Source organism: Pseudomonas sp. WS 5051, from assembly GCF_012985715.1.
GTDB lineage: Bacteria > Pseudomonadota > Gammaproteobacteria > Pseudomonadales > Pseudomonadaceae > Aquipseudomonas > Aquipseudomonas bubulae.
The window spans coordinates 1-24,262 of the sequence record NZ_JAAQWV010000023.1; the positions used below are offsets into that span (position 1 = coordinate 1).

The window sequence follows — 24,262 nt, forward strand, 5'->3', positions numbered from 1 at the left end:
ACCTCGAACCCGCCGCCTGGCTCAAAGCCACACTGGAAAAACTCCCCGCCTGGCCCAATAGCCGGATCGATGAGCTACTACCGCTGGGTCCACAGCCCGAGTAAAGGTGGGGCGGCTGGACGCTTACATCAAAGTGCGCTAATCCTCACCTGCGGATGAGTAAACCGAACTTTAATCAGTGCTTACGTTGGTTTTCGTCGGGTAACAGCAGCGCATTACTGCGCCGCCGTCCCCTAAGAACCGGACATGAGAGTCGCCCCTCATCCGGCTCAAGCCGTTCAACGGCACCATCGTCTGGTACCGGGCAATTAATCAACGTCCATCGCGGCTCGACGTCGGGCAAAGTAAGACGACCACGCAGAATCAAAGGGGTTAGCCAAACCACGTATTTTGACGTGCCGAACGATTGGAATCGTCGAAGCGCGAAAAAGCCACCATCGTTGGACAATGCCCCCGACTTTGGTTTGCGCTGCAAATACCCAGTTTTGGTACCCCTCGGTGTGGAAATACTTCCGTCTTACCCAGCCCGAGCCTTTATTGGGATGCCGACGCATGGCCCATGTCCATAAGAGACGCCAAATTTGAGCATCTATCGATGAGAATAGAGACTTGGATACCACATGGCGGTGATACATCGCCCAACCGCGAATGATCGGGTTGAGCTGTAGGATCAGATTCGCCTGTGTGGCACTCTTGTTGTTCTTTACGACTTCCCTAACCTTGGCCAGCAGCGCCTTCACGCTCTTGTTGGCCGGTTTGATGAGCAGCTTACCTTGGTACTTGCGTACGTTCTGCCCAAGGAAATCAAAACCCTCAGCAATGTGAGTGATCTTGGTTTTCTCTTCCGAGAGTTCCAGTCCCCGGATGGCCATGAACCGCCTGACCGCCGGGAGAACGCTGTGCTCTAGAATTTCTTTCGAGATTCCAGTCACAACAAAATCATCAGCATATCTGACGACGTTTATCTTGGACTTTTCGCGCGCGCGTTTCGTCGGTCCCACGCTTGCATGCACTGCCGCTTCCAGTCCGTCTAACGCCATATTTGCGATCACCGGCGAAATGATTCCCCCCTGCGGGGTACCGGCCTGCGTCGCAAACAGAGTTCCTTCATCGATAAACCCAGCCTGAAGCCATCGCCGCAGGATCGTCTTATCCATCGGTATGTTCTTGAGCATCCATTCGTGGCTAAAGTTATCGAAACAGCCACGGATATCACCCTCAAGTACCCACACTGGCGACGTACGTTTGGCCAGCGTGATGAAACAATATTCGATGGCGTCAGCGGTCGAGCGGTTGGGCCGAAACCCATAAGAGTTTGGATCCGCCAAGCTTTCTGAAACAGGTTCCAGAGCCAGCTTCCACAGTGCCTGCATCGATCTGCAGAGCATGCGGGGAATTCCGAGCGGACGCTTCTGGCCATTGCTCTTGGGGATGTAAATACGTCGAAGCGGCAACGCACGGTAGCTGCGATGTCGCATTGACTCCATCCCGCTCCACTTGGCCGCCGGGGTCGACCAGATTTTGCCATCGACGCCCGGCGTTCTCTTGCCACGATTTTCTGTCACTCGTTTGACAGCTAACATCTTGCCGCTGTGCGAGCGGGTCAGCAGGTGTTGCAGGGCTTTCACCTTGCCCCATCTGCCTTCCATTGTTGCCTTAGCGATACGCGCCTGGAGTCGTTTCACTTCTTCTTTGATGAGGCCCCAGTTAGCCTGAAGCCACATCCTTTCAGCGTGCGAAGGTGCACCAGTACCGATCGCATCTGTTTTCGCAGCGCTACCAATAGCCGTCATCTGCTTTCCTTCGAGTAACGATTAATCAAGTTCTCTCGCCATGAATGACCATACGGAAGTCTGCCCACTTTCGCGTCGAGCAATGTTTCAGCCCGTATCCCGCCCATTACAGGCCGGCCTTCGCTTTTTCCGCATTCCTCTACCCGCAGCACCCACAGCGTTCCTTACGGTTCGCCTGCCGTTTCCGGCGGCACTACGGGCTTACCCTGTTCCGCCTGAATTTCTGAGCGGGGCGGACCCCTCCTGTTCGCCGGCGGCCTACTGTCCATGATGACCCAGGAATCAAGGGGTTCATACCTGGCCGCGTACCGTTTTGGTTCAAGCCTGTCAGCACATTTGGCTTGTTGAGCATGACGACGTTTAACAGAGGTTCACATATGTTGGTCGTAGCCGCTCGTTCCTAGCCCCTCGCCACCTTTGTGCTGGTAGATTCCGCTTCCCCTCGCGGGTAGGCGTACCGAAAATCGGCGGGTACATTGTCCCCAGAGCTTCACACCGGGCTGTTACCGGCCCCGCATGTCCAGGTAGGAAACGGTTGATGGAACAACCGGTTTCATCGGGAGAAAACTCTCCAGTAAAACAGAAATTCAGACGACCTCAGGTCGCACGGCTCCATTGCTCCCCAAACCCCTAATTCGCGAGTGTCTGGGTTGCGCAGTTGCTCTAGGACAATCTTATGATTGCGCTGGTCAGGGAAGGCCACATAGTTGCCCCCTGAGCGGCTGAACTCAGAGTAAAGCGAAAAGGATTTGCCAACATCAACGACGACGATAAACGGTGGACGACCTTCTTCAACGGGGAGGGCACGGCCATAGTTTTCGGCCTGTTTCACCGCTTTGGTGATGGTCGCATCCCAACCATCGCTGTCGGTCTGCTTGCCGGTGTCCTTGCCTTCGAGAATAAAGCAGCCGCGTTTGTAGAGGTCAATTCGGCGGCTGGTCTTGCCGCCATTGGCGAACAGCTCGGTTACGCTACGCTCGAAAATGTAGGCGTTGTCACTGCGCTCTGTGCGGGCGGGCTCAGGCTGAGGTAACTCCAGAAGGGTGCACGACTCGGTGAGGAACATCTGCAAGTTGGCGGTTTCATTACCACCCCGGCTGATTCCACCACCCCAACGCTCGATGTACGCCTCTACCTTTTGTTCAATCACACCCATTCTCCCTGGCTACGACAAAAGCCGCGATTCTAACGGAGAAGGAGCGATGTGATGGCACAACCTGGGCTTACAAAACCGAATCTGCCGCTATCACTTGCAGAGTCCCTGCTACAACCTCAGCTTGTCGTCTGGGAAATCTGTGATTTACATAATAGGAGCCGCTCCTAATCACGGAGAGCGACACCTATGAACACCTGTCTATAAGATCCGTAGTCAGGCGCAGGATTTACCATAAACGCCGTTATGCGTAACGCGGCGTCACCCTTGCGCGGCGCCATCCTCTTCGGCCCACGCGGCATCCCGTGCCTGCCATAACTCGCTTTGCAGCCGCGTATAGGTTTCGCGGCTGATCAACTCATGCAGCATCAAGGCCGACAGGTAGCCCGAGGCGTGCATGACGCGGCCTTGCTGGATGGTCAGGTTGCCGGGCGTCTCACAGATGGCCGCCGCCATGTTGGCGATTTGCTTGCGGGTAGCCTCGATCACCTCGGGGCTGTCTTGTTCGATTTGAATCAGGGGCGGGGGTTCCTTTCTCAAATGTCCGTCTTTACACCAGGTGTAAAGGGGTTCCTTTCAGTCGGAAAAATCTTTCCAGTTAGGGACAATGTTTTTCGGTACCGGCTTAGTGCAACACTCGGGCCGGCCTGTCGCTTAGTTGCTGCGCCAAGGACTCGGCCTGGACGCCCAAGGCTTCGATCAACAGCCGGGTGCTGGCTTCTTTCTCGGCAAGCAGGGGGTCGCCGTGCGCGCGAATTCGCGCCAGTACGGCTTCGGCGCCGGCCAATTGGGCGCGAATCCGTGCCAGTTCTTTCCGCACGCTTTCGAGGGTGTCGATCATGTCCGAGGTTCCTTATTGGTTCAGTTCGCGGGTCAATGCGTCTTCGACGTGATGGCTGTGCGCGGCGTCGGCCAGCTCGCGCAGATCGTGTGCCTCCTCGGGATCGATCAGGCCCTGGGCTTCAAGCTCGTCCACGTCCTTGCGCAACTCCGCATGCCAGGCATCCAGACGGTCGGTGGCCATAGCGCTGTCCAAGCGTTCTTGCCAGTCCGCCAGGCGGCGGGCTTTTTCGGTTGGGTCGGTCATGGCAGCGGCTCCGTCAGGTTGCTTGCACATTCAATGAATGGTGTTTGCATTGCCTTTCAATTCTTTTTCAATATTGAAAAGATAGCGAAAAGGTACTATTTTCGGCATCTTTCGAACTTCGAATTTGTACGTCTTCGAGCAGCGCGGACATATTGCCCGCAGCGATCCTGATCGCGTTTGCTTGAGTGGGCCGGTGCATCCAGGGCAGGCGGTGTGCTCCAGCGCTCTGGCCATCTTGGCATTGTTCGACTCGGTGTTGTTGGTGCGCGGATGGGCGAGGCCAAGGGCTTTGCAGACCCGGCGGTATTCCTTGATGATCCAATTACCGTCCGCCTCATGGTGCATGCCGTCGCCCATCATGTCGCCCAGCTTGATCAGCTGGTTATGCAGAGGTGCCTTGTCGGCCTCGGGTGCTTTCGGCGCGATAGCGTCGCCGAACAAATCATGATTCATGGGTGAGACTCGGCTTGTCGTTGTCAGCCAGGGGAGTGCCCGAGGCCAGGGTTATTTGTGCAGTGGTCACGTCGGCGCCGTGCGCTCTCATGGTGGCCGTCACGCGCTCGATATCGGCCTCGCTCAAGGTCAGCAGGCTGGCCATGTAGAAGTGCATATGCTTGTTCATTGGGCGCGACTCAGCAGTGCCGGTGTACTTGCGCCACTGGCTGCCCTGGGTGAGGCCTGCAAGGGTGGCCATTTCCTGGCTGGTGGCTTCCAGATTCTTTTTCAGAGCGAGCAGATCCGCCGGCGCTGGCGGCCGGTATCGATCGATATGCTTCATGGGGAACTCGAAGAGAAATGCGCAGACGGGCCGCGCTGGTGTTGCAGGAGCAGAATGGATCTGCATGGGGCATCCTTTCGGGTGGCGGGTCGCGCTACAGGCGCTGCCCTATACCCAAATTTTGTACCCCTTGGGGCTACCAGCGCAAGCGGTTATTTCAGATGGTCGATTGACTTGCGGTAGACCATGCGTAGCTGCGGGCCGCGCTGGCCAGGCTCCTCGGTGAGGTCGTATTCAGGCACGTCGTTCGCTTTGATAACCTTGCGCAGGTTCCTGGAGAACTCTTTGAACGTGCTATTGCTCCCGCTGCGAAGGTGAATCAGATCGAAGCCCCAACAGGCCATGTCCCTGCCTGCGGCCTTGCGCGCAAGCCGGTAGATAAAACGGCTGTAGCCCGATTCGTGCTCGAAGTATTCGGGATGCACGGCAAGCACGTCAGGTTTTAGGTTGCTGGTGATTTCTTTGTAGAGCCAGTCGGCCACCTTGAACTCGATGAATTCGATATTGCCGTTTTTGGCGCTCGCGATGGTCCGGTATGGGCCTATCAGGTTTTCCCCTTCGTCGGTGGTTACCAGGCGATCCTTGATCATCCGCGTGCGCTTTATCTTGACGTGCGTGGTGCTCAACCGCTCCAGGGCGCCGACCCAGGCTTTGCGCTGATTGCCGCCCTCGGTCTTTTTGGTGAACTTGATTACGTCGCTAATGTGCGGGCGGAACACCTGCGAGGGCTTCTCTCCGTCGCCTTTGCGATATCTGTTCATCGCCTCGGTAAGGTGTGAGGTGGCCATCAGTACCAGGTCATAATCAAATACCGAGGCCATTCCATAGACGCCAGAAGACACAACGACCTCACCGTCAGGCAGCTCGTAACGGATAACGTCGTTCACGCGCTTTTGAGTTTTCGATAGGCGAAACGGCGCAACATCCATCAAGCTGCGGATATCGCGGGTACCAATGTCGTAAATCACCGGCATGAAGAAATCAGGCTGCAGCGGTTCTATGCTGGCCGCTTTCTCGGGTTTTGGTTTAGGTTTTGCCTTGGGTGGCTTTGCAATTGCCGGCTGCCGCTCGATGCCGCCCAAGCCTTCCAACAGATCGCCCTGGCTATCTTTCTTCTTGCGCTGCTTGATTGCGTCAAGTCGCCGGTTGTGTTGATTTACAGGTTCCGCTGGGCTCTTGTTGGCTGGCATGATCGCTTCCGATGCTTCTGGGCAAGTAAACAGGTGAACAGAGTGCAGGTCGGGTGGGTGAATTACAAATTTTACGGTGGGAAATCGACGGAAGCCTTGTCAGACGCGGCCTACACGGTGGAAAGCAGGGCTAAACGGGCGGTTTTTTGTAATTCACCCACCCACCCCCCCTTTTTTTGTAATTCACCCACCGAAATAAGTAATTCACCCACCTTTCTTTGTAATTCACCCACCGTTTTTTGTAATTCACCCACCCATCCACAGGGTTGTTAGAGTGGTCTAGGCCAAGCAGGGCGCTGGCTGTAGCGCTTATCCACAATGGCCAAAACATAGATATAAAACCTTTTAAAACTTTAAAACTCTTTTCAGGCCCATTTTCGCTGCTTTGGCGCACCCAATCTACGGGTACGCCTTCACGCATCAAGCTGCCTTGGTCGCCTTCAAGTACTCGATATACGCCTGGGGACCGCCGAGGGCCTTGCTCAGCTCGCGCACCTCAGTCAATCGAGTATCAAGGCGCACCTGAGCCCGCAGAGCTTCGGCATTGGTGTCGAGCATTCGAGCGTCAGGCACCAGCAGCGCCGCCACCAAGACCACGGCGAAGGCCGCCAGCAGCATCGAAACCACCAGCACGCGATTGCGGGTAGTCGGCGCCAGCTTATTGGCGCGAAAGGCCCCCAGCAGCGCCAGGGGAGCCAGCAGCGCCAGAACCATCACGGTAATCAAGTTCATGCGCTGATGACCTCACGACTACCGCTGCTGTTCATCGGTGTCACTACGCCGGTGTCTTCCATGTGCTCAATCATCCGTGCCGCCCGGTTGTAGCCGATTTTCAGGTGGCGCTGTACGGCCGATATCGACGCGCGTTTGCTCTTGCGGACAAAGGCTACCGCTTCGGCTAACAGTGAATCGGTTTCGTCGCCAGCAATGCTCTCCGCAATCAGCTCCTCGATATCCACTTGTTTCTCCTTGCGACCGGTACGCACGGACATGACGGTTGCGATCGGTGCCGGTGAAAAATCGGCGCCCATTTCCTGCGGGATTTCCTCACCGCCCAGGGCCTCGAACAGCGCGGGCAGGAACTTGGCGAATGTCAGACCCATCAGGGCAAAACTGGCATCGAGCTGGCCCAGCGCATCCTCGCCACCGTCTGCAGCGACTTGATCCTGGAGCAGATCAGCGAAGCGGATGCGTTTGATGGCCAGCTTGTCGTCAAGGTAAAAGGTCAGGTGGTCTTTCCACGCCAGATCCAGAGAAATCGCCTGTTTCCCGGTGCTCAGGTGCAGCTTCAACTCCTCGGACGTCAGATCCTGATTTTTGAAGTGGACGCGGCCGCCATCGTCGTGGGTGTCGGTCAGGTTGCAGTTGTCCAGGACAAAGAAATCCTCGGCGGCTTTCTCCTTCTGTAGCCATTCAGTCAGTGTCGCGGCGGGGGCGATCTTGACGGTTACCCGGCGCAAAGGCAGCGAGCCAAGGACTTCGCGCAGGGTAGATATCACCTATGCCGCCGGTAATCACAACCACTCCCTGGCTGTGGGCAGTAACGACATCTCGGGATGGCGTCCGCCGATTGCTGCTCCGGGTGAGAATGCGGGATGGGTAGGGGGTGCGCTTTCGGATTCCGGCAACCACCAACACTCCCTGGCGATCGATGGCGCAGGCATTGGGAGCATGAAAACTTCACGTTCATCGCCGACCAGGCGGTGCTGATCAAGGCGGGCCAGAGCATCCGCCTGGAAGCGGGCGCGCTCATAGAGCTGGTGGTGGATGGCTCCACGTTCACGATCGACGCGGACACCATCGCGCAAGTGGCTTCACAGCTGAATATTCAAGGCCCCGTCACCCAAACCGGCGGCGACTTCCTCAGCAACGGCATCAGCGCGCAGAACCACGTCCACATCGAGCAGGGGGATGGCCAGGCTGTCAGCAAGCCCGAGTAAATCCCGGAAAACACCCGCCGGCGCCCGCGTGTGGCGTCGGCACACTACCCCAAATTTAACGAGACTCTATTCATGGCTGACGTACTGTTTGACTTTGATAACCCCGGTGATGCTGCCCGCTCGCTCAAGCGCGTAGCCCAGGCCATGCAGCGCGCTGGCCAGCCCGTGGTATCGCACGACTTCGACGCCAAACAGGTCGCGGCAAGCCCGAGCGGCGATCATCAGTCCAGCTTTGCCAGCCTGCGCTCCAAAGGCCTCGGCGCCTTGCAGTCTCAGGTTGTTGCTGGTCAGAAAAAGGCGCAGAAAGAGGCGGAACAGACTACCGCTAAGGATGACCAGTTGACCGCCGCTACCGAGTTGCTGCAGTCGGTTATCGCGGGCACCACCGAAATGGACTCGGGCCTGGCCGACCGCCTGCAGGCCGTGCATGACCAGTTCGCGGGCGTGGCTGAGTTCGACGCTTTGTTCGAGCAAGCCGCCCAGGCATTCGCCGACGCCATGGTGGCCAAGGCCAGATCCGCCCTCGCCGCTTAATCCTTTCAACCAGGCTTTGGCCCGCTTCGGCGGGTCTTTTTTTGCCTGTGATCTGGTGCGGATTTGCAAGTGAATTGCACCTGAATGTATGCTTATACGGTATCGCTTACCACCTCAAACAATGCTGTTTCAATATTGAAAAAGGATTGAATCAATGATTATCGCTATTGCCAATTCCAAGGGCGGTGTCGGGAAAAGTACCATCGCCGTGCAAGGCTCAGCAGAGCGCGCGCGGCGCGGTCGCGACGTGCTCTTGATCAACGGTGACCGCCAGCACAGTTCGGAACTGGCAATGCTCGCCCGAGCCGAGGCCCGCGTAGAACCGGCTATCGCATGCGTCCGCTACTCCGAGGGCCCAGAATTACGTGCCCAACTCAAGCACCAGCGTACTAAATACGATGACGTGTTTATCGACGTGGGTGGTCGCGACTCGTCCGCGATGCGGGCGGCTCTCTCGATGGCTGATGTGGTGGTGGTTCCTTTTGCGCCAGGTTCATTCGACGTGTGGGCGCTGGAAGAAATGAACGAACTGCTGCAAGAGGCATTGAGCACCCGCGACCCGTTCCCGATTTACGCCCTGCTCAATCTGGCCGATCCAAAAAAAGAGTCTGCCGACAACCTGGAAGCCCTTAGCGCATTGGATGATTACCCTGTTTATGAGCGCCTGCCGTTTGTGATGGTGCGTCGCAAACAGTTTGCGAACGCTTCTGGCCAAGGCTTATCGGTTAACGAGTTCAAGCCCAAGGTGGCCAAGGCGTCGGAGGAACTGGATCTGCTCATGGCGGTATTTGATAAGTAGTGTTCTAATCTATTTTCAATAGTGAACAGATATTGCTTCACACCTGGAACAGTACGCCATGATTACGAAAAGACCTAAGCTACAAGAAGCCGAGAAACGGACCGAAGGCGGCCGCGACGAAGCCAAGATAGACGCTTTCATAGCCGGCGCGCCTGATTCTGGAGTCGCTGTGAAGACTGCAAAGCCGGCGAAGCAGAATAAGAAACAAATCAGCCTGACGATTGATCCGGAGCTTTTGGCGCTTCTTGATGAGAAGGCCGGAAACATCGGAATGGCTCGCGCCGCAGCCATTACGCTTGCCTGCCGTCAGTTCATTGAGCGGGGCGCTATCATCAAAGGCGACACCGAGCAGTAACAACCGGAAACCCACGCCTAAACGCGCTTCCCGAATGGCTGATCATCCCGCGATGATTATCCTATTCGGGCGCAGCGCGCATGATCTATCTTGATGAAATCCCCGCTTTAGACCGCATCCTCATCAGCGGCATGCTGGCCGTAAAGCTCGAAGACTTGGCTGGTGGCCTTGAGCCATTGGCTCGCGTTAAAGCCCCTCAGCAGGTCGCCGAGTATCTGGAGCAGCTGGGCGTAAACCTGTCGGCTCCCGTGAAGCCCCTGGTGGGCTTTTCTCTCTCAGACCGCACTTGCCGCGAGCGACGCCATCCAGGGCTATCTGGGAAGCGGCCTGGCGGGCATTCCTGCCGCATTCCGTCCATTCGAGGCGCAGACCGTGGCCGATCTGGCGGCTACCGCTGACCTGCCGGCCTCTTCCCGTCGCGCCAACAACATCGCCCTGGAAGGTAGCCGAAGCAAATTCGCAAGCTGCATCATCGACTATCTGCCTCGAAATCCCACACCCGCGCGGCACCGTCAAAGTGAACTGGCCGACCGAAAGCGCTGCCGCCTGCGCCATCTTTCTGCGAGAGCTGCTGCGATGATCCGCATCGACACCATGTGGCTCGCCACCGAGCCCCTGGACATGCGCGCCGGCACCGACACCGCGCTGGCGCGGGTGACGTCAATGCCAACCTGGTCTTTCGCTGGCGGCAGCAATATCTGCTTCCATGGATGGGAGTGCCGTATCACCGGCGGCGCGATTTCTGAAACGTTGACGGCTATGAAAGGTCGAGGAACTCTGGATTTGCGATACAAAACGCGGTTTCTAGTCCTGTCGTATCACCATCCCAGCACTCGCAGTCTGTATCCCAACCGCTGCGGTCAAAGTCAAAAGCAATGGGATGGACTCCTCCTCACTTCGGCATCTTGAGTGCCAGACTGAAAGTGCGAACCACAGTCAACCGTGAGAAGGAGTCCACACATGAAGCTTATGCGCATTGGGGTCGACCTGGCCGCCGTGTTTCAGATCCACGGCGTGGATTGTCATGAGCTACCCGTCTGGCGGCAGCGTCTGCCGCGTGACCGCTGGCTGCAAACGGTGTTGGAGAAGATCGAACCTGGCTGTGAGATAGGCATGGAAAGTTGCGGTGGTGCGCATCACTGGGCCCGGCAACTACAAGCACGCGGATTTCGGGTGAAGCTGATCGCGCCGCAGTTCGTCAAACCGTACGTCAAGAGCAACAAGAACGACGCCAACGATGCCGAGGCAATCTGCGAAGCGATGAGTCGCCCCAGCATGCGCTTCGTCGCCGTCAAGACCATCGAACAACAGGATATCCAGGCGACGCATCGCATCCGGGCCGGTTTAATCGAACAGCGGACGGCCAAAGCCAATCAGATCCGTGGGCTGGTTGCCGAGTACGGCCTCGTTGCACCGAAGGAATTACTGATGCTACGTCGTGCGATACCGTGCTGGCTAGAAGATGCGGATAACGGTTTGACGGCACGCTTTCGTCGTCTGCTGGATGGTTTGTGGGGCGACCTTCGTGCGCTGGATGAACGAGTATGCAAACTCGACGGCGAGATCACGGCGATCGCGACAAGCGAGCCGTCCGCCGTCCGTCTTCAACAGCTGCGCGGCGTCGGCCCAATGATCGCCACAGCGCTCGTCGTCGCTCTCGGTGATGCCCGTCAGTTTGCCAATGGCCGACAGTTTGCCGCCTCACTGGGACTGACACCGAGGCAACACAGTTCTGGTGGTAAGGATCGACTACTCGGTATCAGCAAGCGCGGTGATGCGTATCTGCGAACATTGATGGTGCATGGCGCACGCTCGGCGCTACGCACAGCCAAATCCAAAGAGGATCGACTTAGCCAGTGGGCCGTTCGTTTAGCCGAGCGATCGCATCCCAATGTGGCCGCTATTGCGCTGGCCAACAAAACTGCACGCATGGCTTGGGCGATGCTGCGTCACGGCACTGATTACCAACCGAATCAGGCAGCGGCCTGATCTATTTACCCGACGTGCTCTACGAGAGAAACAACTCTTAACCACGATTGCGAAGCAACCTGAACGATGGCAAACCGGTCGAACCGGCGTCGGCAAAACCCTCGAATGTCCACGTGCGAAAAGCACGAAAAAGCGATCGGGAGCCGGCGCGCGAATAGCCCATCATGGCCCTGCATCGAAACGATGCTGTATTTAGAGGCCGAATATACGTGTGCAGTCGGCGCGGGCGCCAAAGAAAAGGGGCTTGCAATGAGGAGGAGTCCATATACGGATGCCCGGTCAACCTGACCATCGAGGTCGCAGTAGACGCCGCAGAGGATGCCATCCTGGATCACCGCGTAGCAGTCGACATCAATAGTTTGCTTCAAGCAACGATTTGTAGGAAGCAAGGGTTGCATCGAAGGTCATGGTTGAGAGTCTCAAGTGGATATCTATAGTCAGATTCCCACTGCCTTGGAAAAACCCCAATGTTGAGGTGAGAGGAAGATATCCTCTGGGAATTCCGCAATACCACCCCCGCACTCTAAGGCCCGTATTTCGATGACCCCCGTCTGTTTTGTTGATCACGGCGCGTAGCGCCAGAGCGGCGGGGCAGGGTTATGAGGTAAGGTGGACGCTATGAGCTACCCTAAGTGAAGGGGTGGTATTATTACGCAGGTTTCCCAATGTCCGATACCGTCAAAGCCGCCTATCAGGAACTATTGCGTTCTCTCGCCATTTTTGACGCTGCGTGGCCACCCTTGGTTTGCGCCGGACATGCTTGGCAGCTTCCACTCTTGAATACCCAGAAAACTCCATCGTATATCCCTGTCAAACACCTGACTGGCCTTGCGGCAGTGAATGCCAGTCGGGCAGCGTTCACTGAGTTCGAACGTGATATTGGCCAAGCACCAGGAACGGTCATGCGGTTGCCGGGATACTTCATCCTGAGCAGTTCTGTCCTTGAACAGGGCAGGGCAGTCAACCGCTGCAAAGCAGCCCTCCAGGCTGCTATCGAAGCCGAGCGTGTCGCCCAAAATGTCTCGATAAGTCGGCGATCGCACATCATGCGCCGCGCCCTGGGTAAAGATTTTTCCCTGAATCAACTCAAACGGTGCATTCAAGTCTTCGACGCCACCCCGCGACAGATTACGTTTACATGGGCCGGGCACACTTCCGGGAAGGAGAAAGTTGGGGTAGGGGGGTTACGCGAGTACTTGCTTGCCGAGGCCCAAGGTCGCGCCCAGCGTGAAGGTGTGGCCATTGAGCAAACGCCCGAGTGGATGGACTTACGAGCCCTATCCAATCTGAGTGATGACGATGTGCTTGACCATCCCAAGCAGGTAGCACCTCACCCTCGGTGCATGCTTTGGTTCTCGGGAAGCAGCCGATACGACGCTATGGTTCACGCAAACCTTCCAATTTTCGTGCTCCAGGGCAACGTAGAACCCAAAGTGGTTGGCCTGAAAGACTTCGACAGCCAGGCGCGCACAGCCAAGCGGCCAGATCAAAAGAATCGTCGAGCAGCCCTACCCGATGGAAGATTTTTTCTACCCAGTGATGAGCCTAAAACACCAGCAGCGGAGGAAGGTGCACATCTCGCCGGTATTGAATCGACCTACGGACAGAGCGAGAGCCTTCAAAATTCGAAATTGGCGACTACGCTGCCTGGCGCAGGCCAGAATGAGGAGTAAGCATGAACAAAAGTGCAAATTTGCATCTTTTCTGCACCGACCCAATCAGAACAAAGTTGCCGGGAGCATGGTGAGGTCGCGGCTGTCGGCAATGACACTTCCGCCACTGAAATGAATCCTGGGAATCCGCTCTTTCGCCCACGTTGCTTTCGATCATGCCGAGTCTGGATTGTTGGTATGCCACTTTGACCAACCAGGACGACCAATTGACTGAGGTTCGCCGTTTCCGAGTGGGTAAAACCGTCAGTCACCGCGTTTATCGGTTTTGCCTGCTAACCCGGAAATCATGGTCTTGAGCTGATCGGTGTCTGCCATGGGTTCAGCCTCTTTGAGCTTGGGCCGGCTCTACATGCTACTTTTCAGCTATGCAAGTGCTATCTTTTGCTACCTAACTGCTACCTAACTGCTACTTAGTTGCTATCTATGTGCTATCTGACTGCTACTTTTGTGCTTCCAGATTGCAATCGGGCAAGCCGATTGCGGGAAAAATGACCCTCTGATCGTTTTTCCCTTAAAGAAAGGCGTTGTATGAGAGCTTTTTGGTTCCTTATCCTTAACTGGTAAAGCGATACACCATACGCACCCTGCGGGTGCGGCGGCGGGCCTTGATTCTCAAGGCTTAGCCGGCCATTCGCGTATTTACAGTTGTATTGCGATGCGACTACAGGCTAGGCTACAGGCCACGGTTTATAAGGATTTTCTGTATAACATTGGGTCTACAGTAGTAAACATGCGATTAGCTGATGCCATCCCCCTACGTCTGACGGTCGAAAAGCGGGAGCTTTACGAGGCTCGCCGAGAAAGCCGGCGCCCGTGTCGTGCTGATGGGCGACACAGCACAGACGAAAGCCATTGAAGCCGGCCGGCCGTTCGACCAGCTCCAGGCCGGCGGCATGGCAACGGCCAAAATGGAAGAAATCCAACGGCAGAAAGACCCGCTCCTGAAAGAAGCGGTCGAGCTTTCGGCCCGTGGCAAAGCGGCTGAATCGCTCAACAAAATCAGCTCAGTCGTGGAGATCGAGGACAAGCACGAACGTCGGCAGACCATCGCTGACGAGTACGTGGCATTGACTCCCTCGCAGCGTGAGCAAGCAATCATTGTGTCGGGTATCGGTGTACCAGCCCGAGCGGGCAGAGCTGGCACCAGGTGATAAGGTTCGCATCACCCGCAACGATGCCTCGCTAGACGTGGCCAACGGTGACAGGTTCACCGTGGAAGCCATCACTAAAGAGGCCGTAACGCTGCGCAGCGATCACCGAAGCATTGTGCTTCCGACCGACAAGCCACTGCACCTTGACCATGCCTATGCAGCGACTGTTCACAGTAGCCAAGGCTTGACGGCAGACCGCGTGCTGATCGACGCGGACGCAAAAAGCAGAACAACCGCGAAAGATGTTTATTACGTGGCCATCTCCAGGGCACGCCATGACGCCAAGATTTTCACGGACGACAAAAGCGCGCTACCGAAGGCAATCAGCCGCGAGAACGTGAAGCACGCTGCACTAGACCTGTCCTATAAGCTCCACCGTTCACCCGAGGAAAAAGCAAAGTTGGAAGCCTTGCGGGAACAAGCTCAGAAGCATACAGAAGCAGGGAAGCAAGGGAAAGTCTTGAAGCAGCAGGAGCGCCGGGAGATAGGCCGTTAAAGCACTTATTCGCCCCAGGACTGAATTGACAATTTGTCAATTCAGTTGACAACTACGGCAACTTTTTTGATATAGTTACTTCGTCAGCACAGACCGGAATCCCGAAAGGGAAGTGTTGATTTCGGAGCGTAAAGCTCTCCTAGCCCGTGAGCAGGATAACGACGGAAACGTCGAAAAGAACACGCCGATATGAGATTTACAGAAAGCCTCAGGCGCGCAAGCGGTTGGGGCTTTTTGCTGTCTGTCAGACCGATTTGCCTTCATTCCGCACTTTGAGGATGTAGCGCATGTTGAAAGCCTTCCCGCCTGGCAGCGAATGCCGTCCCCAGTTGGCCACCTCGTAGGCTGAAATCACGTGCAAACGCAGGTAATTGGTCGTGCCTTGGGGTTTTGTGATCGAGAAAAAGATCGCGTATTCGTGCAGGTCCATACAGAAATAGCGTTGCCCGCCCTTTTTCTGGCTATTGTGCGGCACAGCCAGCGATTCGATGAAACGGCGCTCGATGTAGTCCCGTAGCTGGCTGCTACAGTTGTACCGATCAGGGCAGAAGTAGCGCCGCTCGCCTTTATGAAAGAGCGTCTCACCGTGGCCTTTGTCGTCGGTAAAGCAGTGGAAGCCGAATTCGAATTTGATCGTCAACGCCTGGTTGGCCACCTCAAACGTCAGCTCGAACGGCTGCAAGTGCAATCTCTATCTTCGAACCGTCAACGATTGAACGCTTGGTCATCGGGGGGGGCATGTATGTGCGGGGGGTAGCGGGTAACTGCCACGCCTACCGCGGCCCTGACCGTTATTCGGAAAGTGTTTGAATTAACTTTTCTGGTCTTTCCCTGTTTGAAGATCTTCTAATTTTTCCGCTTCATCCTTCCGTGCGACACTGGAGGTCTTCGCATAGATCCGTGTCGTCCTGGGGTCTGCGTGGCCGAGTTCGTCTTGCGTCGGTTCGCGGCGGGCCCCCATCATTTAAGCCGCGGTGTACTCAAGGTCTGGACGACGCCAGCGTGCAATGCATCGTTTTCGCTGTGCAGGTAGCGGCTGGTGGTTTCCAGTTTGCTATGGCCGGCCAACGACTTGACCATCACCAGGTCACCGGTGGCTTTGGCCAGATGGCTGAAGCAGGAGTGACGCAGCCAGTGCGTGGTCGCTTCACCGAGCCGATCGGCCAGTTCAAAGTGCTCGCGCTGCATGGCCAAACCCGCCGCCCGGGTCACGATCGCGATGATGGCTTTGAGTACGGTGCTGGTGTGCGCCCGCTTGAGTTTCGAGTTGGCGGCCAGGAGCAGGGGCGTGGCGTCCTTCAATGGGATTTCTCGCGGCAGGCCAAAGGTCTCCCGGTAGCACTGCAGGTCCGCATACAGCGCCTCCGAGATCGGCACGTCCCGCACCTTATTGCGTTTGCCGCTGACCGTCAGCCACAGCGTGCCGCTACTCGAGCGGCGCACATCCCCCATCGTGGCGGTGGTGGCTTCAAAGGTGCGCAGACCGGTCAAGTAAAACAGGCTGAGCATGAAGTGATCCCGCACGCGCTTGCGTGGATTTTGGGTCAGGCTGATCGCTTCAAAGGCCAGCGCGATGCCTTCGATGGGCAGGAGGCGCTTGATGGTCGGGTCCTGCGGTGCTGGCGGTTTGCGCACCAGGTCCACCGGGTTGCCTTGGAGCCAGCCGCCCTTGACCATCCAGCTGTACAGGCTGCCGATTTGCACCAGCGCCAAGCGCTGCGAACTCACACTCAGCGGACCGGCGAAGGGGCGCCATCGGGCATGCTGGCGCGGGTATTTGGTGGTCGAGACCCACACCTCCCTGGGTTGCGGATCGGCGAGGAACGTGGCGTAGTCCTGCACGTCCATGACGTGGATCTGCGACAGGGGCTTACCACGGCTGTGCCGCGCCCAAAGGATGAAGCGTTCCACCTCCTTGCGCATCACCCGCCGAGATTTGGGATTTCTGGCGGTGCTCTCCAGCCAGATCGCCGCCGCTTCAATGTCGCTGCTGGCCTGGATCAGGTCGGGACGCTCGCCGGGCCCGGTCAGCGCGTAGGCATCCAGCCGGGCCAGCTCGGTATTCGTCTGAAAATCCACTCGGGTCGGGCTGTGGGGGGTGGAAGGGTTCATCGTAGCTCCCGCGTTTTTCCATTGGACACCAGTCCGTCGTCAATCTGCTCCGGCGCAAACCAGCGCTGCTCACCGGTGGCGGATTCACAGTGGTACTGTTCTTGGGCGCCGCCGGCCGGATCGACGCCGATCCGGGTGGCGATCACCAGCAGGATGGCGTGCTCGCGGGCAAAGCCCTCGATCGCCTGCACGACCACCAGCTCGTCGCCGCGTGATAAATAACCGCGGTAACGAAAGCCGTCGACCCCTGGGGCCCAGGCCTCATCCTCTTCGTCCTCCTCCGGTCCCCAGGTGAACGGCCGCTCGGGCACGCCAGCCGCCGCCGCGCTCCCCGACGCAAGCGGTCCGGCGACCGGCTCTGGCGCTGGGCTTTTGCGCACCCGCGGTGGGCTGGGCACCAGTGCCCGCCGGGCCGCGGTCACGGCGAGCCGTTCGCGCGGCCCCAGCATCGGCAGGGCGCGTACCCCGTCATCCCATTTAGTCTCACGCGCTTCATCCGCCGCCAAGCGGCTCAGGTGCTCGGGGCGGATCGACCAGCGACAGGCGACGTCGGCCATGCGCCAACCCCGTTCGGCAATCAGCGCCTTAAAGGCGGCCGGTGAGAGCGGGGGCGGCCGCAACAAGGTCCTGCCGCGTTCGAGCTGAAGAATGTTGGCTTGATCCACAGCGCAAGTCTTTTCCGGGAAAATCCCGAGTTTAAAGGGTTTGCGCGCCATTGCCAGCTTCCATTTGAAAACCCAGCTACGGCTTACGCATTGCTTGGTTAACGTACGTGATTAAAAATTCGTGATAATCGGCGGTTTTCACGAATTTTTAGTTTTAATGATATATATCCTATTTATTTGAATATGAAAATATATGAGCCATTTTTGCGCTAAACTCGTCATTCGCCCTGTTCCCGAGCCCAAACCCATGCCGATCGAACCCACCCACCCACCGCTCAAAAATACCCGCGAACTGGTGCAAGCCTACGCCGCCGACTTGCTCAACCGCGGCGAGGAAGTGCGCCAGGCGGCGATCCTCGAGCGGATCGCCGCCGAACACGGGATCAAGGCCTCGCCGAACCTGGTCAACGACGAGGTGAAGAAGTTCTGGAGCAAGGCCGGCCCGGCCTTGAGCGCGCGCCTGCGCCGGCCGGGGATTCCGGAGGCCGTGTGCAACAGTTTCGATAGCATCTGGGACGTTGCCTTGAATGCCGCCGCGGCCGGGCATGAAGAGGAACGCCGGCAGCTGCAGGCGCACACCGAGGCGGCCATGGCCACCGCGGAACAGGCGTGGGCCCAGGCACAGGCCGACCGTGAAAAATTCGAGGCGCAGACGCGGGAAGTGGAGGGCCTGCGTTCCGATAAAATCCGGCTGACCGAGCAGTTGGTCAACAGTGAAACCGAGCGCCAAGCACTGGCCGCGGAACTCAAGGAGTTATCTGAAAAAACCGCGGAGCAGCAGGCCCAGCAGCGGGTGGAGCAACAACGGCTGCAGGGGTTAATCGACAGTCTGCAGCAGCAGTTGAGCGAGCTGCGCGAACGCTCGCAGCGGGAGTTGTTGGCCTTGGGGCAAAGCCATCAAACGGAACTGGTCAAGACCCAAGACTTCCTCATGCTGGAAACGGCTCGGGTGCGTGATGAGCACAAAGCCAAGACGGAAAAACTCAGCAAGGAGCTCGAGCACGAACGCAGCGTGACCGATCAACTGCGGCTGCTGCGCTCAAAGGCCAGCGATGAGGCCGCGGAACTGCGCGGTCGGCTGCAAGCGATGGACCAGTCGTTGACCCGGCTCGAACAGCACAACCGGCAGCTGGCTGAGCAGCACCAGTCGCTGCAGGCGGCGCTGCTGGAAAGTGTCAGAAGTCAGCGTCAAGAGGTCAAGGGGGACTGATTCCGAGCGACCGCGCGGTTATCAAAGTTGCCGTGTTTGACCCCGTGCTTTTTGTTTTTCTGAATCGTCACCGTAACCGGGTGAAAATCCTTTATTGGGAGCGCAACGGCTTTTGCCTTTGGCTTAAGCGCCTGGAGTCCGAGCGTTTCAAAACCTCTCCCGATGGCTCCAGAGAGAAATCGGGAGCACAGCATCGGGAATCAAATCTTGACTTGGAATGTGGGGTTCATGGCGCGCTTACTTTCGGGCCGCATCGCAGCCTATCGGCAGCGGCTACAAAAAACCAAAACGGGCAAGCCCACCCCCACAACAACCCCTGTGGGAGCGGGCTTGCCCGCGAATCAAAGCCTCAACGCTACCTAACGCCAAGCCCTCAATAAATATCCTTCGACAACAACGTAAACGGCGTCTTAAACAAAATCTTGAAATCCAACCACAACGACCAGTTGTTGATGTAGTCCAGGTCCATCTCAACCCGTTTCTGCATCTTCTCGATGGTCTCGGTCTCACCCCGGCAGCCGCTGACCTGAGCCAACCCGGTAATCCCCGGCTTGATTCGATGGCGGGCCATATAGGCGATGATCTTGTCCGAGTAGTAGTTGTTATGCGCCACCGCATGCGGCCGCGGCCCTACCAGCGCCATATGCCCCTGCAGCACGTTGAAGAACTGCGGCAACTCATCCAGCGAAGTACGGCGAATAAAACGCCCCACCGGGGTAATGCGCGAGTCCGTACGGCTGGCCTGGGTCACCTTGGTGTCGTCATGCACATACATCGAACGGAACTTCCAAACCTTGATCACCTTGCCGTTCCAGCCCGTACGCTTCTGCTTGAACAGCACCGGCCCTTCGGACGTGAACTTGATCGCCGCTGCAATCGCCAGCAGCACCGGGCTGATCGTCACGATCGTCACCAGCGCAATAGCGCGGTCCAGCACAGCCTTGCTCAAGGCAGCAGTCGGGTAGCTGGTCAGCGGGCTCTCGTTCAAGTGAATCGCCGCCAGGCCATCCACCTCACTGACCGAGTGGTTCAGCAGGGTCAAGCTGTTGAAGTCTGGAATCCACACCACATCCACACTAGAGTCGAGCAAGTCGATGTACAGCTCTTCGATCTTCTCGGCATCCTTGAGGGAAAGGGCGATATACAGGCGGCTGATGCGATGGGTGGCAATCAGCTCACGCAGCTCTTCCAACTGGCCAACGATCCGGTGAGTGTTGCTGAAGGCGATCTCATCAGTGCTCGACCCCACCAGGCCTACCAGCGGCGCGTCCTGAACCTTGGCAAGCTTGTCGGCCAGGTTGACGGCCAACTCGTTGGTGCCAACGATCAAAATCTTCTGACGGTTGCTGATGCGGTTGCTGTAGTAGCGCGCCAGCCAGTGCATCGGAACGTACAGCAACGCCTGCAGCACATAACCGAGGGAAGCCCACAACAGAATCACTTCACGGGAGAACGTCTCGCTGGTCTTGCTGATAAAGCCGATCACCGCCATGCCGCCCAGGGTAATGAGCCACCCACACAGCAAACGCGCCAGGCCAGACAAATAGCCCAAGCGCTTGTGATACACCTGCATCATCGAATACGCCGGCACCGAGCCGAGCAGCGTGAGCACCGCCAACACCCGGTAGGCCGAGTCGATCTGGCCATCCTGGTTGTAGGCCAGCACAAACAGCAGCCCGGTGGTCATGGCAATAGCCAAGGCCCATTGCGTCCAGAAGGTCAGCCCTTTGTGAACGCGATTACGATTTACACGAACATGAACCATGGCGGAATTCCCTTTCGTTGTCTTCCGAATGCCGACTGCCATATAACGGACGCTCCGTATGGAGCGGGCCACGAAATAAGCCTCAGTTGGCGGTTGCCAATCAATGCATTAGCGAGCGTCAGAAACTTGTTACCAAAACTCGTCAAAATAATGTCTAAAAAGAAACTTTAGTGCGCAGCACAACTCCGTAACAACGCAATGGGCTGCGCTGTTGATGGGGCAGAAGTTGAGAAGCAGGAAATAACCGGCCGGGAGGCCAGTAAAAACTCTGCGATTCCTAAAGGTCGTTTCTTTTTGTGACACGGACCATACCGCGACGAACTAATGGCGTCACCCGAATACTCAAGAAGACTTCTCAAATATGAGGACTCTATCGCACCATCCGCCAAGCGGTCAGGAGGCCTAACAAAACACCCGCGCTATTGGCGAGCATGTCGTAGGGGGAGGCAGTGCGCAGCGGCATCAGCCCCTGCGCGGCTTCTATGGAAATACCGATGACCAGGCAGCCCAAGGCCACCCAGCGCAAACGAATCCTGGGAAAGGCCAGCACGCAGGTGAACGACAACGCCATAAACCCCACCAAATGGTGGAGCTTATCTTCCTGCTCAAAAACTTGAGGGATGGGTTGCGGGCGTAAGCCCGCATCCAAAAGCACCAGACTCACAACGATAAAAATGGCCGAACGCATCCAAAATGGAAGTTCGGCTATCCGTTTGAATAGGTTTATCACTCGGTAATCTTCTCGAAGTTGGTGTAGAACAAATCGGTGTAACGCCCGTCCGTCAAGTTTTGCAGGCTGTACTGGCGACCCAGGCGAGCGCCACCGTCACGCGTCAGCGGTGCCCAGACCATGTTGGCACGGCGCAGGGTCGAAACAGAGAACACTTCGTCGAATGGGATCGAGATGTAGATGCCTTTGTCGAAGCTACCTTCGCCAAATTCCTCAGCCGAGGCGGTGGTACGGGTGACCCAGGCACCGAACCGAACGCCATTGTTGAACAGGCGAGACAGGTCGATGGTGGTGCCCCAGTCCTCGGCCAGGTAACGACCGACGCTGACGGCGCTGGTAATGTCATAGCCCAAATCAGCATAAGTAGTGATATGGCCAGTAACTGTCTTGTAATCCCGCAAGCCAAAGCCCTGATCAAAGTCGCGCTGGCGAACATAGTTCAAGTCTGCACCGACGGACCAACGTTGGCCCATTGGGCGATAAAGAACTTCGCCACCGACGCCCGCAAACATTGATTCTAAATAGCCACCATATACCATGCCATACCAATCTTGATCCAAGCGCTCGGCATGATTCAATTGGAGTGATGGCATAGTAATATCGGAAGTTGTTACGTACTTACGCAGATCAGTACGCACGCGTTCCATTTTACTGGGGGCGTCGTATTGGAATTTATCGAAGTTATTCAGCAAGTTGAGGCTGGCGCTGCCGCTGAGCCACGTTTTTGGCGTGAAGCGATATTCCGCACCGTAGTCAGCCGACACTTGGTACATGATGAAGCCGTCCGGGCCACCGATATTCTGCTTGTAGCCCAGGCCAAAACCGCCGTCGAAGGCATCGCGCTTTTGGGTGTAGAGCGTGGTTTCGGAATGCGGCACAGGCCGATTGACCTCGGTGGTGCGGTGCAGGTCTTTCAGGTCCATGTCGTTGTTGACCACGGCCCGGAACTGCTCACGAGGCACGCTGATTTCTTCGACGGCCATGTCGTATTTGTCCTCGACCACGGTGAACCACTTGATGTCGTCGTTCACGCTGTTGTCGAGGATGCGGCTGGCGCGGCCCACGCCCTTGGCGGGGTAGTAGTACTTGGTTTGTTCGCCGTAGACGAGGAGTTCGTCGCCTTTTTGGGTGATGCGTTCGACGTTGTAGCCGGCGTTTTTCTTCAAGCGCGAAGAGACGTCCGCCCAATCCACTTGGTCGGGCGCAGTAGTCGGTGTCTTGGCGGGCAGAGGTTCTGCGGGCGGGTCGAAGGTTTTGGCTGGGGCTTTTCGGCTGACGAAATTCGTATGCAGCGTAATGCCGAACATCGCGGTGTTGCCACGTTCCCAACCCGCGGAGAGGTCTACCGAATCGCTCAGTTTGTAAACAGCACCAAGGTTAACGGGCGAGTCCTGCGTGATAACGTTGTCCAGCGGCTCATTCTTGTAGTCATTGCCTTCGTATTCGACTTTGAGGGTGAGCGGATCCCAGGGCGTTTGGTAAACCAATCCGCCAAAGATCGATGGAGAACCTCGGAAGTAGGCATCGGTATTGACGTTACCCGCACGAACAACAGCGGCAGAACTGGCAGGCCTGTCATTAAAGCGATCATCAAGGTAGCCGAGGGGGTTCCGAAAATCGCCGCGATTCCCAATGTAGCCCCACGCCAGGCCAAGGCTGAAATCCAGGTTGTTGTATCGTTTGTTGGCTACGAAATACTCACTGGAGAAAAGGCCTGTGCCGCCAATGTCGCGGAAACCGATTGCTACTTGAGGTAGCCAGTGGCTTTCTTCCCAAAGCCTCGCCTTTACATCTACGGCCTTGTCTTTAAAGCTTTGGCTACCACTGAATGCTTCAGGACCATAATTTCTGTTGGTGATAGCGGTATAGCGAAAGCTACCCTCCAACCATTCGAAAGGTTGTAACGAGAAGCTGTAGCGAGAGTAGGGCTCCACACGGTTGGCGTTGAAGCTCAACTCACCTGCGGGTGCCATCCGGGCGCTGGGTGTCTGGAGCAAACCAACACCGCCAAAATCAGTTTGTGTGTACCTGGGTTCTGCCTGAATAAATCCACAAGGCAACATCAGTATTGCAACAGTACGAAACTTCACCGGGCCATCTCCGCCAACGGTTGGGTGGCAAGAAACTCGGCCAATTGCTGGTTCAAGTCAGGCGTAGGGGGATCAATGTCGCTGGTTTTGATGGGGACCAGAATCTTGCTGCCTGCGGCAACGATCGCGCCATCTTCACGGTTCCAGCCGCCATTGCCGATGCGCTGAACTTCACCATTGGGCTTGATGAGCCAGATAAAATCGCCTTCCGCATCCTTCAGGAGGGTGCAGCTCTCCATATACTCACGAGCTTGCTGCATAGGTCGAAACGCAACCTCACAAGGCTCTCCTATGGCGCCTAACACTTCGACCGAATTTGGGCGAGTTGGATAGATCAACTGATCGCCATCGGCAAGTGGATAGTTACGGGCAAACGAGACCTCCAGGGCGATTGGGTCCAGCACGGCGACCTTGCGACCGGTCACCGGCAACCGACTAACCTCGTCAAACAGGCGAGCGGCGAGTGCAGCTCGACCCTCTTTGCCGTCCAGCAGTGCGCCGCGCTCGACCATCTTCAGATCGAACAACACGCCAACCTTAAGGCGTTGTTGTTTCTCCAGCTCTGGTTTGTGTAGCCAGGTCGCGGCAAGCCAATAGCTTTCAGCGTTAGGGCGGGAAGGGATCACAACATCGAGTAGGCGAGCACCTGCAGTAATTTCGTATTGACCAGGCTTTAGCACATCGCCGCTGACGGTGACAGCAGCGTGGCTGAGCATTGGGCAGGCAAGCATCACACCTGCTCTGATTAAATT

Annotated in this window: 28 protein-coding genes and 3 pseudogenes; 13 read left to right on the forward strand and 18 right to left on the reverse strand. The window is 56.9% G+C overall.

What is annotated here, in order from left to right:
- On the forward strand, positions 1 to 104 hold a 104-nt coding region (locus tag HBN79_RS22600; RefSeq protein WP_169916207.1), incomplete at its 5' end, for a transposase domain-containing protein.
- A gap of 204 nt (positions 105 to 308) precedes the next feature.
- Here HBN79_RS22600 and ltrA read toward each other — a convergent pair.
- The 11 genes and pseudogenes from ltrA to rdgC all read right to left on the reverse strand — a co-directional run.
- Positions 309 to 1,793: a group II intron reverse transcriptase/maturase gene (ltrA, locus tag HBN79_RS22605; RefSeq protein ID WP_169917227.1), complete on the reverse strand. Its 1,485-nt coding sequence runs from the start codon at positions 1,791 to 1,793 to the stop codon at positions 309 to 311.
- Positions 1,794 to 2,346: 553 nt separating this feature from the next.
- Positions 2,347 to 2,943 (reverse strand): type IIL restriction-modification enzyme MmeI, encoded by a 597-nt coding sequence (locus tag HBN79_RS22610; protein ID WP_238930715.1) that lies wholly within the window; start codon positions 2,941 to 2,943, stop codon positions 2,347 to 2,349.
- Positions 2,944 to 3,207: 264 nt separating this feature from the next.
- Complete coding sequence (locus tag HBN79_RS22615) at positions 3,208 to 3,486, reverse strand: hypothetical protein (protein WP_169917228.1); 279 nt, start codon at positions 3,484 to 3,486, stop codon at positions 3,208 to 3,210.
- 85 nt (positions 3,487 to 3,571) lie between these two features.
- Positions 3,572 to 3,787 carry a hypothetical protein gene (locus tag HBN79_RS22620; protein ID WP_153439097.1) on the reverse strand — a complete coding sequence of 72 codons (216 nt, stop codon included), beginning with the start codon at positions 3,785 to 3,787 and terminating at the stop codon, positions 3,572 to 3,574.
- A gap of 12 nt (positions 3,788 to 3,799) precedes the next feature.
- On the reverse strand, positions 3,800 to 4,033 hold the full coding sequence (locus tag HBN79_RS22625; RefSeq protein ID WP_153439099.1) for a hypothetical protein: 234 nt from the start codon (positions 4,031 to 4,033) through the stop codon (positions 3,800 to 3,802).
- Positions 4,034 to 4,063: 30 nt separating this feature from the next.
- Positions 4,064 to 4,486 carry a hypothetical protein gene (locus HBN79_RS22630; protein WP_178089947.1) on the reverse strand — a complete coding sequence of 141 codons (423 nt, stop codon included), beginning with the start codon at positions 4,484 to 4,486 and terminating at the stop codon, positions 4,064 to 4,066.
- A complete protein-coding gene (locus tag HBN79_RS22635; protein WP_178089948.1) occupies positions 4,476 to 4,811 on the reverse strand; it encodes an XRE family transcriptional regulator in 336 nt (111 codons plus the stop codon). Before HBN79_RS22635 ends, HBN79_RS22630 begins: the two co-directional genes overlap by 11 nt.
- Before the next feature lie 152 nt (positions 4,812 to 4,963).
- Complete coding sequence (locus HBN79_RS22640) at positions 4,964 to 6,001, reverse strand: replication initiator protein A (protein ID WP_203304375.1); 1,038 nt, start codon at positions 5,999 to 6,001, stop codon at positions 4,964 to 4,966.
- A 420-nt stretch (positions 6,002 to 6,421) separates the two neighbouring features.
- Positions 6,422 to 6,733, reverse strand: coding sequence for a hypothetical protein (locus HBN79_RS22645; protein ID WP_169917229.1), 312 nt, complete (start codon positions 6,731 to 6,733; stop codon positions 6,422 to 6,424).
- Positions 6,730 to 6,918 (reverse strand): annotated as a pseudogene (locus HBN79_RS24040) (DNA translocase FtsK); the annotation flags it as partial. The gene HBN79_RS22645 and the pseudogene HBN79_RS24040, both read right to left, overlap by 4 nt.
- A 111-nt stretch (positions 6,919 to 7,029) precedes the next feature.
- Positions 7,030 to 7,500: pseudogene (gene rdgC / locus HBN79_RS22650) on the reverse strand (recombination-associated protein RdgC); the annotation flags it as partial.
- 204 nt (positions 7,501 to 7,704) lie between these two features.
- On the opposite strand from rdgC, the gene HBN79_RS22655 reads away from it, so the two are divergent.
- From HBN79_RS22655 to HBN79_RS22700, 10 genes and pseudogenes are all read left to right on the forward strand, one after another.
- On the forward strand, positions 7,705 to 7,941 hold the full coding sequence (locus tag HBN79_RS22655; RefSeq protein ID WP_169917230.1) for a hypothetical protein: 237 nt from the start codon (positions 7,705 to 7,707) through the stop codon (positions 7,939 to 7,941).
- Positions 7,942 to 8,013: 72 nt separating this feature from the next.
- Positions 8,014 to 8,475 carry a hypothetical protein gene (locus HBN79_RS22660; protein WP_153439107.1) on the forward strand — a complete coding sequence of 154 codons (462 nt, stop codon included), beginning with the start codon at positions 8,014 to 8,016 and terminating at the stop codon, positions 8,473 to 8,475.
- A gap of 154 nt (positions 8,476 to 8,629) precedes the next feature.
- A complete protein-coding gene (locus HBN79_RS22665; protein ID WP_153439109.1) occupies positions 8,630 to 9,274 on the forward strand; it encodes an AAA family ATPase in 645 nt (214 codons plus the stop codon).
- 58 nt (positions 9,275 to 9,332) lie between these two features.
- Positions 9,333 to 9,629 carry a CopG family transcriptional regulator gene (locus HBN79_RS22670; protein WP_169917231.1) on the forward strand — a complete coding sequence of 99 codons (297 nt, stop codon included), beginning with the start codon at positions 9,333 to 9,335 and terminating at the stop codon, positions 9,627 to 9,629.
- Between the two features lie 80 nt (positions 9,630 to 9,709).
- Positions 9,710 to 10,027 carry a hypothetical protein gene (locus tag HBN79_RS22675; RefSeq protein ID WP_169917232.1) on the forward strand — a complete coding sequence of 106 codons (318 nt, stop codon included), beginning with the start codon at positions 9,710 to 9,712 and terminating at the stop codon, positions 10,025 to 10,027.
- Positions 10,002 to 10,538 (forward strand): hypothetical protein, encoded by a 537-nt coding sequence (locus HBN79_RS22680; RefSeq protein WP_169917233.1) that lies wholly within the window; start codon positions 10,002 to 10,004, stop codon positions 10,536 to 10,538. The genes HBN79_RS22675 and HBN79_RS22680 overlap by 26 nt, the downstream gene beginning before the upstream one ends.
- Positions 10,539 to 10,589: 51 nt before the next feature.
- A complete protein-coding gene (locus tag HBN79_RS22685; protein WP_169917234.1) occupies positions 10,590 to 11,618 on the forward strand; it encodes an IS110 family transposase in 1,029 nt (342 codons plus the stop codon).
- Positions 11,619 to 12,283: 665 nt separating this feature from the next.
- On the forward strand, positions 12,284 to 13,291 hold the full coding sequence (locus tag HBN79_RS22690) for a DNA replication terminus site-binding protein (RefSeq protein ID WP_169917235.1): 1,008 nt from the start codon (positions 12,284 to 12,286) through the stop codon (positions 13,289 to 13,291).
- 794 nt (positions 13,292 to 14,085) lie between these two features.
- A pseudogene (locus tag HBN79_RS22695) lies at positions 14,086 to 14,442 on the forward strand (AAA family ATPase); the annotation flags it as partial.
- A gap of 61 nt (positions 14,443 to 14,503) precedes the next feature.
- Positions 14,504 to 14,938 (forward strand): ATP-binding domain-containing protein, encoded by a 435-nt coding sequence (locus tag HBN79_RS22700; protein WP_169917237.1) that lies wholly within the window; start codon positions 14,504 to 14,506, stop codon positions 14,936 to 14,938.
- Positions 14,939 to 15,182: 244 nt separating this feature from the next.
- Here the strand turns inward: HBN79_RS22700 and HBN79_RS24045 are convergent, their stop codons facing one another.
- From HBN79_RS24045 to HBN79_RS22715, 3 genes are all read right to left on the reverse strand, one after another.
- Complete coding sequence (locus tag HBN79_RS24045; protein WP_238930712.1) at positions 15,183 to 15,620, reverse strand: hypothetical protein; 438 nt, start codon at positions 15,618 to 15,620, stop codon at positions 15,183 to 15,185.
- A 278-nt stretch (positions 15,621 to 15,898) separates the two neighbouring features.
- Positions 15,899 to 17,050: a tyrosine-type recombinase/integrase gene (locus tag HBN79_RS22710; RefSeq protein WP_169917239.1), complete on the reverse strand. Its 1,152-nt coding sequence runs from the start codon at positions 17,048 to 17,050 to the stop codon at positions 15,899 to 15,901.
- A complete protein-coding gene (locus HBN79_RS22715) occupies positions 17,047 to 17,766 on the reverse strand; it encodes a hypothetical protein (RefSeq protein ID WP_169917240.1) in 720 nt (239 codons plus the stop codon). Before HBN79_RS22715 ends, HBN79_RS22710 begins: the two co-directional genes overlap by 4 nt.
- Positions 17,767 to 17,962: 196 nt before the next feature.
- Here HBN79_RS22715 and HBN79_RS22720 point away from each other — a divergent pair, with 196 nt between their 5' ends.
- Together HBN79_RS22720 and tnpB are read left to right on the forward strand one after the other, a co-directional pair.
- On the forward strand, positions 17,963 to 18,925 hold the full coding sequence (locus HBN79_RS22720; RefSeq protein WP_169917241.1) for a DNA-binding protein: 963 nt from the start codon (positions 17,963 to 17,965) through the stop codon (positions 18,923 to 18,925).
- Between the two features lie 20 nt (positions 18,926 to 18,945).
- Positions 18,946 to 19,305, forward strand: a complete 360-nt coding sequence (gene tnpB / locus HBN79_RS24050) for an IS66 family insertion sequence element accessory protein TnpB (RefSeq protein ID WP_338136062.1) — start codon at positions 18,946 to 18,948, stop codon at positions 19,303 to 19,305.
- Here the strand turns inward: tnpB and HBN79_RS22730 are convergent.
- The 4 genes from HBN79_RS22730 to HBN79_RS22745 all read right to left on the reverse strand — a co-directional run bounded on the left by HBN79_RS22730 (position 19,299) and on the right by HBN79_RS22745 (position 24,241).
- Positions 19,299 to 20,690: an undecaprenyl-phosphate glucose phosphotransferase gene (locus HBN79_RS22730; RefSeq protein ID WP_169917242.1), complete on the reverse strand. Its 1,392-nt coding sequence runs from the start codon at positions 20,688 to 20,690 to the stop codon at positions 19,299 to 19,301. The genes tnpB and HBN79_RS22730 overlap by 7 nt on opposite strands.
- A 370-nt stretch (positions 20,691 to 21,060) precedes the next feature.
- Complete coding sequence (locus HBN79_RS22735) at positions 21,061 to 21,420, reverse strand: VanZ family protein (RefSeq protein WP_169917243.1); 360 nt, start codon at positions 21,418 to 21,420, stop codon at positions 21,061 to 21,063.
- Entirely contained in the window at positions 21,417 to 23,510 is a 2,094-nt protein-coding gene (locus HBN79_RS22740; protein ID WP_338136060.1) for a YjbH domain-containing protein, read from the reverse strand. The genes HBN79_RS22735 and HBN79_RS22740 overlap by 4 nt, the downstream gene beginning before the upstream one ends.
- Positions 23,507 to 24,241 (reverse strand): capsule biosynthesis GfcC family protein, encoded by a 735-nt coding sequence (locus HBN79_RS22745; RefSeq protein ID WP_169917263.1) that lies wholly within the window; start codon positions 24,239 to 24,241, stop codon positions 23,507 to 23,509. Before HBN79_RS22745 ends, HBN79_RS22740 begins: the two co-directional genes overlap by 4 nt.
- Positions 24,242 to 24,262 lie beyond the last annotated feature (21 nt).